At 66.8% G+C, this 12,384-nt stretch carries 10 protein-coding genes; all 10 read right to left on the bottom strand.

Annotated elements, in window-relative coordinates; genetic code table 11:
• Positions 1–26: 26 nt before the first annotated feature.
• Complete coding sequence (gene rplW, locus ACWENQ_RS29750) at positions 27–374, bottom strand: 50S ribosomal protein L23 (protein ID WP_354906483.1); 348 nt, start codon at positions 372–374, stop codon at positions 27–29.
• Positions 374–1,021: a 50S ribosomal protein L4 gene (gene rplD / locus ACWENQ_RS29745; protein WP_354906484.1), complete on the bottom strand. Its 648-nt coding sequence runs from the start codon at positions 1,019–1,021 to the stop codon at positions 374–376. Before rplD ends, rplW begins: the two co-directional genes overlap by 1 nt.
• Positions 1,018–1,671: a 50S ribosomal protein L3 gene (gene rplC / locus ACWENQ_RS29740; protein ID WP_354906485.1), complete on the bottom strand. Its 654-nt coding sequence runs from the start codon at positions 1,669–1,671 to the stop codon at positions 1,018–1,020. The genes rplD and rplC overlap by 4 nt, the downstream gene beginning before the upstream one ends.
• 14 nt (positions 1,672–1,685) lie before the next feature.
• Complete coding sequence (rpsJ, locus tag ACWENQ_RS29735; protein ID WP_012887830.1) at positions 1,686–1,994, bottom strand: 30S ribosomal protein S10; 309 nt, start codon at positions 1,992–1,994, stop codon at positions 1,686–1,688.
• Between the two features lie 259 nt (positions 1,995–2,253).
• A complete protein-coding gene (gene tuf / locus ACWENQ_RS29730) occupies positions 2,254–3,447 on the bottom strand; it encodes an elongation factor Tu (protein WP_354906486.1) in 1,194 nt (397 codons plus the stop codon).
• Positions 3,448–3,742: 295 nt separating this feature from the next.
• On the bottom strand, positions 3,743–5,791 hold the full coding sequence (gene fusA / locus ACWENQ_RS29725) for an elongation factor G (RefSeq protein WP_449920559.1): 2,049 nt from the start codon (positions 5,789–5,791) through the stop codon (positions 3,743–3,745).
• A gap of 87 nt (positions 5,792–5,878) precedes the next feature.
• The gene (gene rpsG, locus ACWENQ_RS29720) at positions 5,879–6,349 is read right to left on the bottom strand and encodes a 30S ribosomal protein S7 (protein WP_183650905.1); all 471 of its coding nucleotides are present in this window, start codon (positions 6,347–6,349) and stop codon (positions 5,879–5,881) included.
• A 2-nt stretch (positions 6,350–6,351) separates the two neighbouring features.
• Positions 6,352–6,723, bottom strand: coding sequence for a 30S ribosomal protein S12 (rpsL, locus tag ACWENQ_RS29715; protein WP_354906488.1), 372 nt, complete (start codon positions 6,721–6,723; stop codon positions 6,352–6,354).
• Between the two features lie 1,028 nt (positions 6,724–7,751).
• A complete protein-coding gene (locus tag ACWENQ_RS29710) occupies positions 7,752–11,630 on the bottom strand; it encodes a DNA-directed RNA polymerase subunit beta' (protein WP_449919751.1) in 3,879 nt (1,292 codons plus the stop codon).
• Between the two features lie 14 nt (positions 11,631–11,644).
• Positions 11,645–12,384: DNA-directed RNA polymerase subunit beta (locus ACWENQ_RS29705; RefSeq protein WP_449919748.1), on the bottom strand; the 740-nt coding region annotated here is incomplete at its 5' end.

The raw sequence follows: 12,384 nt of genomic DNA, 5'->3' as shown, positions 1-12,384 counted from the left end.
GCCTGCGCTTACTTGCTGGTTATCGGCTAGCCGATCTGACCGAAGATGTCGATCCGGTCGCCCTCGGCCAAGCTCACGATCGCGCGCTTGGTGTCGGGACGCTTGCCGAAGCCGGTACGGGTGCGCTTGCGCTTGCCCTGCCGGTTGATGGTGTTCACGCTGGTGACCTTGACCCCGAAGATCTGCTCGACGGCGATCTTGACCTGGGTCTTGTTCGCGGTCTTCTTCACCAGGAACGTGTACTTGTTGTTCTCGTCGATCAGGCCGTAGCTCTTCTCGGAGACAACCGGCTTGATGATGACGTCGCGCGGGTCGGCAACCCTCTCCAGGCGGCCCTTACGCTCGGCCGTCTGGACGTTCTGCGGGTTCTCCATCAGGCGTCTTCCTTCCCGCCCTGGCTCAGCCGCGCGACAACCTGGTCGTAGGCCTCCTGGGTGAAGACCACGTCGTCGTGGACGAGCACGTCGTAGGTGTTCAGCTGACCGGCGTCCAGCAGGTGGACCTCCGGCGCGTTGCGCAGGCTCAGCCAGGTCAGCTCGTCGGTCTCGCCGACCACGACCAGAACGGTCTTGGCGTCGGTGACCTTGCGCAGCGACTCGAGAGCCGCCTTGGTCTTCGGCGTCTCGCCGCTGACCAGGCCGCTGACCACGTGCACGCGACCGCCGGAGGCCCGGTCGGACAGGGCGCCACGCAGGGCGGCGGCCTTCATCTTCTTGGGCGTCTTCTGCGAGTAGTCACGCGGGAGCGGACCGTGGACGGTGCCACCACCGGCGAACTGCGGAGCGCGGGTCGAACCCTGACGGGCGCGACCGGTGCCCTTCTGGCGGTACGGCTTCTTGCCGCCACCGCTGACCTCGCCACGGGTCTTGGCCTTGTGGGTGCCCTGCCGGCGAGCGGCGAGCTGGGCCACGACCACCTGGTGGATCAGCGGGATGTTGACCTTGGCGCCGAAGATGTCTTCGGGCAGGTCGACGGAGCCGGTCTTCGCGCCGCTGGCGTCGAGGACGTCAATGCTGGTCACTTGGCAGCCCCCTTCTTTGCAGCGGTGCGGACGAGGACCAGGCTGCCGTTGGCGCCGGGGATCGCACCCTTGATCAGGATGAGGCCCTTCTCGGCGTCCACGGCGTGAACCTTGAGGCTCTGCACGGTGGTGCGGACGTTACCCATCCGACCGGCCATGCGGAGACCCTTGAAAACGCGGCCCGGGGTGGCGCAGCCACCGATGGAACCCGGCGAGCGGTGCTTGCGCTGCGTACCGTGCGAGGCACCCAGACCACCGAAGCCGTGCCGCTTCATGACACCGGCGAAGCCCTTGCCCTTGCTCTTGCCCGTCACGTCGACGAACTGGCCGGCCTCGAAGGTGTCAGCCAGCAGCTCCTGGCCGAGGGTGTAGTCGCTCGCGTCGTCGGTGCGGATCTCCGCGAAGTAACGGCGCGGGGTGATGTCGTGCTTACGCAGGTAGTCGCCGAGCGGCTTGTTGACCTTCCGGGGGTCGACCTGCCCGAAGCCGAGCTGGATGGCGGAGTAGCCGTCCTTGTCAGCGGTGCGGACCCTGGTCACCACGCACGGACCGGCCTCGACCACGGTCACCGGAACCATCCGGTTGTCCGCGTCGAAGACCTGGGTCATGCCGAGCTTCTTGCCCAGGACGCCCTTGATCGTCTTAGCCATGTCAGTGCGTTCCCTCAGAGCTTGATCGAAATGTCGACGCCGGCGGGGAGGTCGAGTCGCATGAGCGAGTCGACCGTCTTCGGCGTCGGGTCGATGATGTCAATCAGCCGCTTGTGCGTGCGCATCTCGAAGTGCTCGCGGCTGTCCTTGTACTTGTGCGGCGAGCGGATGACGCAGTACACGTTCTTCTCGGTCGGCAGCGGCACCGGGCCCGCGACCTTCGCGCCAGTCCGCGTCACCGTCTCGACGATCTTCTTGGCCGAGCTGTCGATGACCTCGTGGTCATAGGCCTTAAGCCGGATGCGGATCTTCTGTCCCGCCATAGTGGCCTCGGTGTCCTTCGCTGTCGTCTGAAAAAGTATCGTGCGGCCTGTGGCCGCTATGAGTGCGAGCGGAGACCGCCCGCTGACCCCACGTAGCAGACGCAATCGATCTGCTGGTTTCTTCCGTGATCCGGCAGTTACTTCGGTCACGTTCCCGAAGTGACTGCGAGATCACGGCTGTGCGTGGAGCCGATGGTGCTCGGTTCGTGGTTCGGCGGCCGGCCCCTTCCGAGGGCCGACCGCCGCCCCAGCGATCGTGCTACTTGAGGATCTTCGTCACGCGACCGGCGCCGACGGTGCGGCCACCCTCACGGATCGCGAACTTCAGACCGTCCTCCATGGCGATGGGCTGGATCAGCTCAACGCGCATCTCGGTGTTGTCGCCCGGCATGACCATCTCGGTGCCCTCGGGGAGGTTCACCACGCCGGTCACGTCCGTCGTACGGAAGTAGAACTGCGGGCGGTAGTTGTTGAAGAACGGCGTGTGGCGGCCGCCTTCGTCCTTGCTCAGGATGTAGACCTGGGCCTCGAACTCGGTGTGCGGGGTGGTCGTGCCCGGCTTGATGATGCACTGGCCGCGCTCGACGTCCTCACGCTTGATGCCGCGCAGGAGCAGACCGACGTTGTCACCGGCCTGGCCCTCGTCGAGCAGCTTGCGGAACATCTCGACGCCGGTGACCGTGGTGGTGGTCTTCTCCGGACGGATGCCGATGATGTCGACCGTCTCGTTGACCTTGACGACACCGCGCTCGATACGGCCGGTGACGACGGTGCCACGACCGGTGATCGAGAAGACGTCCTCGATCGGCATCAGGAACGGCTTGTCGGTGTCACGCTGCGGCTCGGGGACGTTCTCGTCGACAGCGGTCATCAGCTCGATGATGCTGTCGCCCCACTTCTGGTCGCCCTCGAGGGCCTTCAGAGCGGAGACGCGAACGACGGGCAGGTCGTCGCCGGGGAACTCCTGAGCGGACAGCAGCTCACGGACCTCGAGCTCGACGAGCTCCAGGATCTCCTCGTCGTCGACCATGTCGGCCTTGTTGAGGGCCACGACGATGTAGGGGACGCCGACCTGGCGGGCCAGGAGGACGTGCTCCTTCGTCTGCGGCATCGGGCCGTCGGTGGCGGCGACCACGAGGATCGCGCCGTCCATCTGAGCGGCACCGGTGATCATGTTCTTCACGTAGTCGGCGTGACCGGGGCAGTCCACGTGAGCGTAGTGGCGCTTCTCGGTCTGGTACTCGACGTGCGCGATGGAGATCGTGATACCACGAGCCTTCTCCTCGGGCGCCTTGTCGATCTTGTCGAACGGGGTCGCCTCGTTAAGCTCGGGGTAACGCTCGTGGAGCACCTTGGTGATCGCCGCGGTCAGAGTGGTCTTGCCGTGGTCGATGTGCCCAATGGTGCCGATGTTCACGTGCGGCTTAGTCCGCTCGAACTTGGCCTTAGCCACTGGTTCTCTCCTTAGAGAATCTGACTGACTTACTTCACACTCGGGCCCGGGGTTTAGCCCGGCCCCTGGGCGGTGGGGCGGCTCGTCGCCACCCCACCAGGGACACCGGGGTGTCCCGGACCTCTCCGGCGGCGGACCACCGGCGAGTCTCCGGGCTCATCGCCCCGGCCCGTCGGCAAGGTGGGCGACGACCGCCGCCCACTCTGCCATCGGGCCTCCAGGGCTGTTCGCCCCGGGCCCCTTTGGCAGCGGGGCGACGATCTCCTCCCCACCTCTGCCATCGGGACTCGGGAGCTTATTCGCCCCGGGCCTTCGCGACGATCTCCTTGGCGATGCCCGGAGGCACCTCCGCGTAGGAGTCGAACTGCATGCTGTAGCTCGCCCGGCCCTGAGTGCGGCTGCGCAGGTCACCCACGTAGCCGAACATCTCGGACAGCGGAACGAGCGCGGCGATGACACGGGCGCCGGCGCGCTCGTCCATCGACTGGATCTGCCCGCGGCGACCGTTGAGGTCACCGATGACGTCACCCATGTAGTCCTCGGGCGTGGTGACCTCGACGGCCATCATCGGCTCAAGGAGCACGGCGTCGGCCTTGCGAGCGGCCTCCTTGAAGGCCATCGAGCCGGCGATCTTGAAGGCCATTTCGGAGGAGTCGACGTCGTGCGCCGCACCGTCGGTCAGCGTCACCTTCACGCCCACCATCGGGTAGCCGGCCAGCACGCCGAACTCGGCCGCCTCCTGGGCGCCCGCGTCGACCGAGGGGATGTACTCCCTCGGGACACGACCACCCGAGACCTTGTTCTGGAACTCGTAGCCGTCGTTGCCGTCGCCCAGCGGCTCCAGGTCGATGATGACCCGCGCGAACTGACCGGAACCACCGGTCTGCTTCTTGTGGGTGTAATCGACCTTCTCCACCTTGCGGCGGATGGTCTCGCGGTAGGCGACCTGCGGACGGCCGACGTTGGCCTCGACCTTGAACTCTCGACGCATACGGTCGACGAGGATCTCGAGGTGAAGCTCGCCCATGCCCCAGATGACCGTCTGACCGGTCTCCTCGTCACGGCGGACCTGGAAGGACGGGTCCTCCTCGGCCAGACGCTGGATGGCGGTGCCGAGCTTCTCCTGGTCACCCTTGGTCTTGGGCTCGATCGCGACGTTGATGACCGGGGCCGGGAACGTCATCGACTCGAGCACGACCTGGTTGGCCGGGTCGGAGAGCGTGTCACCCGTGGTGGTGTCCTTCAGACCCATCACGGCGACGATCTGACCAGCGTGCGCGGACGGGCGCTCCTCGCGCTTGTTCGCGTGCATCTGGTAGATCTTGCCGATCCGCTCCTTCTTGCCCTTCACCGAGTTGATGACACCGGTGCCGGTCTCGAGCGTGCCCGAGTAGATGCGGATGTAGGTCAGACGACCCAGGTGCTGGTCGCTCATGATCTTGAAGGCCAGCGCGGAGAAGGGCTCCGTGGTGTCCGCGTGACGCTCGACGACCTCGTCCTCGTTGTTGACCGCGTGGCCCTTGAAGGCCGGGATGTCGGTCGGGGCGGGGAGGTAGGCCACGATCGCGTCGAGCAGGGGCTGAACACCCTTGTTCTTGAACGCGGTGCCGGTCAGGACCGGGTTGATGGCGCTGGACAGCGTGGCGCGGCGGATGGCCGCGACCAGCTGCTCCTCGGTGGGCTCGTTGCCCTCGAGGAAGAGCTCCATCAGCTCGTCGTCGTTCTCGGCGACGGTCTCGACCAGCTTCTCGCGCCACTCACGAGCAGTGTCGGCGTACTCGGCCGGGATGTCGACGGTGTCGTACATCTCGCCCTTGGCAGCCTCTTCGCTCCAGAGCAGACCCTTCATCTTCACCAGGTCGATGACGCCCTTGAAGCCGGCCTCAACACCCCAGGGAAGCTGGATGACAGCCGGGGTCGCACCCAGACGGCTGATCATCATGTCGACGCAGCGGTGGAACTCCGCGCCGACGCGGTCCATCTTGTTCACGAAGCAGATGCGCGGCACGCCATAGCGGTCAGCCTGGCGCCACACCGTCTCCGACTGCGGCTCGACACCGGCGACACCGTCGAACACGGCGACGGCACCGTCGAGGACGCGGAGCGAGCGCTCCACCTCGATGGTGAAGTCGACGTGACCCGGAGTGTCGATGATGTTGATGGTGTGGTCGAGCCACTCGCAGGTCGTCGCGGCAGACGTGATCGTGATGCCGCGCTCCTGCTCCTGCTCCATCCAGTCCATCGTGGCAGCGCCCTCGTGGACTTCACCGATCTTGTAGTTGATGCCGGTGTAGAACAGGATGCGCTCGGTCGTGGTGGTCTTGCCCGCGTCGATGTGGGCCATGATCCCGATGTTGCGGATCTTGGCCAGGTCAAGAGCGGTCGTGGTGGCCACTTCTCTCGCGTCCTCGTCGTCTCGTCGAACCCGCTGTTACCAGCGGTAGTGGGCGAAGGCCTTGTTGGACTCGGCCATCTTGTGGGTGTCCTCGCGCTTCTTGACACTCGCCCCGAGGCCGTTGCTGGCGTCCAGGAGCTCGTTCATGAGGCGCTCGGTCATGGTCTTCTCGCGGCGGGCGCGGGAGTACTGCACCAGCCAACGCAGGGCCAGGGTGGTGCTGCGCGCGGCGCGCACCTCGACCGGCACCTGGTAGGTCGCGCCACCGACACGGCGGCTGCGGACCTCGAGAGTGGGCTTGACGTTGTCGAGGGCGCGCTTCAGCGTGACGACCGGGTCGTTGCCGGTCTTGTCCTTGCAGCCCTCGAGGGCTCCGTAGACGATCGACTGCGCGATGGAGCGCTTGCCGTCCAGAAGTACCTTGTTGATCAGGGCGGTGACCAGCGGCGAGCTGTACACCGGGTCAGACATGAGCTGACGACGGCCAGGAGAACCCTTGCGAGGCATGGTTACTTCTCCTTCTTGGTGCCGTAGCGGCTGCGGGCCTGCTTGCGGTTACGAACGCCCTGGGTGTCGAGAGAACCACGGATGATCTTGTAGCGAACACCCGGCAGGTCCTTCACACGACCGCCACGCACGAGCACGATCGAGTGCTCCTGCAGGTTGTGACCCACACCGGGGATGTAGGCCGTGACCTCGATGCCGTTGGTGAGCCGAACACGGGCCACCTTGCGCAGTGCCGAGTTGGGCTTCTTGGGAGTCGTGGTGTAGACGCGCTGGCACGTGCCGCGACGCTGCGGGCTCCCCTTGAGGGCAGGAGTCTTGGTCTTGGTGACCTTGTCCTGCCGGCCCTTGCGGACCAACTGCTGAATAGTGGGCACTGCCACTCCGTTCGTGCCTTGGCCGGTAATACGTACGTTGAGCGTTTCGCAGGTACTGCCGGTGTCATGACCTGCTGGTTTTCCCCTCCCGCCGACCCACGCGGTCGGGCGTGTCGCGCTCTGTCGAGCCACGAGCCCCCGCGTCATCGAACGCCGGAGAGGGACCATGCCGCGCAGCCTGTCGGAGCGCATGCATGAGGGCCCGTGAACCCACGGGCACGAAGGGCAAGACTACCCACCCCAGCGCAGCACGTCAAAACGACTGCGACCGGTCACTGCCAGTGTGACCGTACATTCGTGCCGTGGCCTTATCAGACCCTCGTCTAGCTTACCCGCAACACTCGAGTTGTCCGGCCCTTCTCCACCACACGTTTTCCCCTTCTGTACGGCAAGCGCGCCCCCCTCGACGTCGTCTCGCCTGTCCGGCCTTCCGTGACGCACCCCGGCCACGCGCGCTCGGTGACGCGTATCCCTCAGCAGAGCCCGGCCCCGTGCGGAGGGTGGCGCGTGGGGCGGCTTGCCGTACCGGAGGTCGGCCTGCACCGCCGGGACCAGCGGGAACCCGGGCGGCCCGCACCGGCCCCGGAAGAGAACCCCCGCCACACGGATCCGCCGCGGCCGGCCATGGCCCTCCCGGGAAGAGTTCCCACCACGCGCGGACACCCGCCCCGTGGCAAGGCCTGGCGATGGCGGGCTGGTCGTGACGTGGGCGCGGCCGCCCCGTGCGGGGCGTTCCCCCGGCGATGATGGGCTGGTCGTGGCGTGGGGCGCGGCTGCCGTCCCCTCGACCCGGGAGAGGATCCCGCTGTGCGGGACGGCGGGTGGTGGCAGATGCGACGGCCGGGCGTGCCCTGGGAAGAGGACCCCGCCCTGCGGGACACCCATCCGGCGGTGCGGGGTCGTCATGACAGGGGACGCGCCGTGCGGGAAGAGCCGGTCGTCGGTGACGGACAGCGGAACATCTGGCGAAAAAACGGGAACGCCCCGCGTCCTGGACAGGACACGGGGCGTTCCGGCTAGCTGATCGCCTAGCGGTTGTACTGACCGAAGTCGTACTCCTCCAGCGGAACGGCCTCGCCGCTGCCGGTGCCGAAGGTGTAGTCCGCGGCCGAACCGTCGTAGCCGCCGACCGTGTACATCGCGGCCTTGGCCTCCTCGGTCGGCTCCACCCGGATGTTGCGGTACTGGGGCATACCCGTACCGGCCGGGATGAGCTTACCGATGATGACGTTCTCCTTCAGGCCCAGGAGCGAGTCGGACTTGGCGTGGATCGCCGCGTCCGTCAGGACCCTGGTGGTCTCCTGGAAGGAGGCCGCCGACAGCCACGACTCGGTGGCCAGCGACGCCTTCGTGATGCCCATGAGGACCGGACGGCCGGCGGCGGGGCCGCCACCCTCGGCGACGGTCTCGCGGTTGAGCTGCTCGAAGCGCGGACGCTCGACGAGCTCGCCGGGCAGCAGGTCGGTGTCACCGGACTCGAGCACGTTGACGCGCTTGAGCATCTGCCGAACGATGATCTCGATGTGCTTGTCGTGGATCGACACACCCTGCGAGCGGTAGACCTGCTGGACCTCGGCCACCAGGTGCAGCTGCACCGCACGCGGGCCGAGGATGCGCAGGACCTCGTTCGGGTTGACCGCACCGGCGATGAGCTGGGTGCCCACCGACACGTGCTGGCCGTCCTGGACGAGCAGACGCGAGCGCATCGACACCGGGTAGGCGACCTCCTCCGAGCCGTCGTCGGGGACGATCACCACCTTGCGGGTCTTGTCGGTCTCGTCGATGCGGACCCGGCCCTCGGCCTCGGAGATCGGGGCGACACCCTTGGGGATGCGCGCCTCGAACAGCTCCTGGACACGGGGCAGACCGTGGGTGATGTCGGCACCCGCCACACCACCGGTGTGGAAGGTACGCATCGTCAGCTGGGTGCCGGGCTCACCGATCGACTGGGCGGCGATGATGCCGACCGCCTCGCCGACGTCGACGAGCTTGCCGGTGGCCAGCGAGCGGCCGTAGCAGGTCGCGCAGACCCCGATCTTCGCCTCGCACACCAGCGCGCTGCGGGTGCGGACCGTCTCGATGCCGGCCTCGACCAGCGCCGTGACGTGGGTGTCGTTGATGTCGACACCCGTCGCGGCGATGATCTTGCCGTCGACCTCGACGTCCTCGGCGAGGATGCGGCCGTGCACGTTGGACTCGGCGTTCTCCGCCTTGACCAGGTTGCCGGCCGAGTCGCGCTCGCCGACGTGCAGCGGGACCGCGCGGTCGGTGCCGCAGTCGATCTCGCGGACGATGACGTCCTGGGCCACGTCGACCAGACGACGGGTCAGGTAACCCGAGTCGGCGGTACGCAGGGCGGTGTCGGCCAGACCCTTCCGCTGACCGTGGGTGGAGATGAAGTACTCCAGAACCGACAGGCCCTCGCGGAAGGAGGCCTTGATCGGCCGGGGGATCGTCTCACCCTTGGTGTTGGACACCAGACCACGGATACCGGCGATCTGACGCACCTGCATCTTGTTACCGCGGGCGCCGGAGTTGACCATCATCCAGACCGGGTTCGTCGCGGGGAACGCGTTGACCATGTCGGTCTCGACGTCCGCCGTGGCGTGGGTCCAGATCTCGATGAGCTCCTGGCGGCGCTCCTCGTCGGTGATCAGACCGCGCTCGTACTCGCGCTGGACCTTGTCGGCCCGGCGCTCGTAGTTCTCCATGATCTCGGCCTTGCGCGGCGGCGCGACGACGTCGTCGATCGAGATCGTGACGCCGGAGCGGGTCGCCCAGCGGAAGCCCGCGTCCTTGAGCGCGTCGAGCGAGGCGGCCACCTCGACCTTGGGGTAGGTCTCGGCCAGCTCGTTGACGATCGCGGACAGCTGCTTCTTGCCCACCTGGAAGTTGACGAACGGGTAGTTGTTCGGGAGCGTCTGGTTGAACAGGCACCGGCCGAACGTCGTCTCCAGGCGGATCGGGTCGCCTGCCTCCCAGCCCTCGGGAGCCGACCAGCCGCGCGGCGGCTGGACGTCACCGGCGAGCCGGATCTGGATCTTGGCCTGTATCTCCAGCTCGCGGCGGTCGAAGGCCATCTGGGCCTCGGCCACCGAGCCGAACACCCGGCCCTCGCCGACCGCGTCGTCCTTCTGCGTGGTCAGCCAGTACAGGCCGATGACCATGTCCTGGGTGGGCATCGTCACGGGCTTGCCGTCGGCCGGCTTGAGGATGTTGTTGGTCGAGAGCATCAGGATGCGAGCCTCGGCCTGGGCCTCAGCCGACAGCGGCAGGTGCACGGCCATCTGGTCACCGTCGAAGTCCGCGTTGAACGCGGTGCAGACGAGCGGGTGGATCTGGATGGCCTTGCCCTCGACCAGCTGCGGCTCGAACGCCTGGATGCCCAGACGGTGGAGCGTGGGCGCGCGGTTGAGCAGCACGGGGTGCTCGGTGATGACCTCTTCGAGCACGTCCCACACCACGGGGCGGGCGCGCTCGACCATCCGCTTGGCCGACTTGATGTTCTGCGCGTGGTTGAGGTCGACCAGACGCTTCATCACGAACGGCTTGAACAGCTCCAGCGCCATCTGCTTGGGCAGGCCGCACTGGTGCAGCTTCAGCTGCGGGCCGACGACGATGACCGAACGGCCGGAGTAGTCGACTCGCTTGCCCAGCAGGTTCTGGCGGAACCGGCCCTGCTTACCCTTCAGCATGTCGCTGAGGGACTTCAGCGGACGGTTGCCGGGGCCCGTGACCGGGCGACCGCGGCGGCCGTTGTCGAACAGCGCGTCGACGGCCTCCTGGAGCATCCGCTTCTCGTTGTTCACGATGATCTCGGGCGCGCCGAGGTCGAGAAGTCGCTTGAGGCGGTTGTTCCGGTTGATCACACGACGGTAGAGGTCGTTGAGGTCGGAGGTGGCGAACCGGCCACCGTCGAGCTGCACCATCGGGCGCAGGTCCGGCGGGATGACCGGGATGCAGTCGAGCACCATGCCGCGCGGCGAGTTGGTGGTGTTGAGGAACGCCGACACGACCTTGAGCCGCTTGAGGGCACGGGCCTTCTTCTGGCCCTTGCCGCTGCGGATCGTCTCGCGCAGGTTCTCGGCCTCGGCGTCCAGGTCGAAGCTGATCAGCCGCTCCTGGATCGCCTGCGCGCCCATGCCGCCCTTGAAGTAGCGGCCGAAGCGGTCGCGCATCTCGCGGTAGAGCATCTCGTCGCCCTCGAGGTCCTGGACCTTGAGGTTCTTGAAACGGCTCCACACCTCGTCGAGGCGGTCGAGCTCGCGCTGGGCCCGGTCGCGGAGCTGGCGCATCTCGCGCTCGGCGCCCTCGCGGACCTTGCGGCGCTGGTCGCCCTTGGCGCCGGCGGCCTCGAGCTCGGCCAGGTCGCTCTCGAGCTTCTTCTGCCTGGCCTCGATGTCGGCGTCACGGCGCTGCTCGATGTGCTGCCGCTCGACGGAGATCTTCGCCTCCAGCGACGGCAGGTCACGGTCACGCAGCTCGGTCTCGACGTGCGTGATCATGTAGGCCGCGAAGTAGATGACCTTCTCCAGGTCCTTCGGGGCCAGGTCGAGCAGGTAGCCAAGGCGCGAGGGAACGCCCTTGAAGTACCAGATGTGGGTGACCGGCGCGGCCAGCTCGATGTGGCCCATCCGCTCACGACGCACCTTGGCGCGAGTGACCTCGACGCCGCAGCGCTCGCAGATGATGCCCTTGAAGCGGACGCGCTTGTACTTACCGCAGTAGCACTCCCAGTCGCGGGTCGGGCCGAAGATCTTCTCGCAGAAGAGCCCGTCCTTTTCCGGCTTGAGAGTCCGGTAGTTGATGGTCTCGGGCTTCTTCACCTCGCCGTGCGACCACTGGCGGATGTCGTCGGCCGTGGCAAGGCCGATGCGGAGCTCGTCGAAGAAGTTGACGTCCAGCATGTGCTATCTCCCCCTCAGACTTCTTCCACGCTGCTCGGCTCGCGCCGGGACAGATCGATACCGAGCTCCTCGGCCGCCCTGAAGACGTCCTCGTCGGTGTCGCGCATCTCGATCGACATGCCGTCGCTGGACAGCACCTCGACGTTCAGGCACAGTGACTGCATTTCCTTGATGAGGACCTTGAAGGATTCGGGGATACCGGGTTCGGGGATGTTCTCGCCCTTGACGATCGCCTCGTAGACCTTGACGCGGCCCAGGACGTCGTCGGACTTGATGGTGAGCAGCTCCTGCAGGGCGTAGGCGGCGCCGTAGGCCTCGAGGGCCCACACCTCCATCTCACCGAAGCGCTGGCCGCCGAACTGCGCCTTACCACCCAGCGGCTGCTGGGTGATCATCGAGTACGGACCGGTCGACCGCGCGTGGATCTTGTCGTCGACCAGGTGCAGCAGCTTGAGGATGTAGATGTAGCCGACCGAGATCGGGTACGGGAACGGCTCGCCGGAGCGGCCGTCGAACAGCTTGGCCTTGCCGGTCTCCTGCACCATGCGGTCACCGTCGCGGTTGGCGATGGTGTTGCTGAGCAGGCCGACGATCTCCTCCTCGTGGGCGCCGTCGAACACCGGGGTGGCGACGTTGGTGCGCGGCTCGACACGGCCGAAGCCCTTGTCGCGCAGCCGCTCGGCCCACGCCTCCTCGATGCCGGAGATGTCCCAGCCTCTGGCGGCGATCCACCCGAGGTGGGTCTCCAGGACCT

The sequence above is a fragment of the Nonomuraea sp. NPDC004354 genome, from assembly GCF_053602555.1.
The sequence above is the reverse complement of the archived record's forward strand: the minus strand, read 5'-3'. Positions and strand labels throughout refer to the sequence as shown.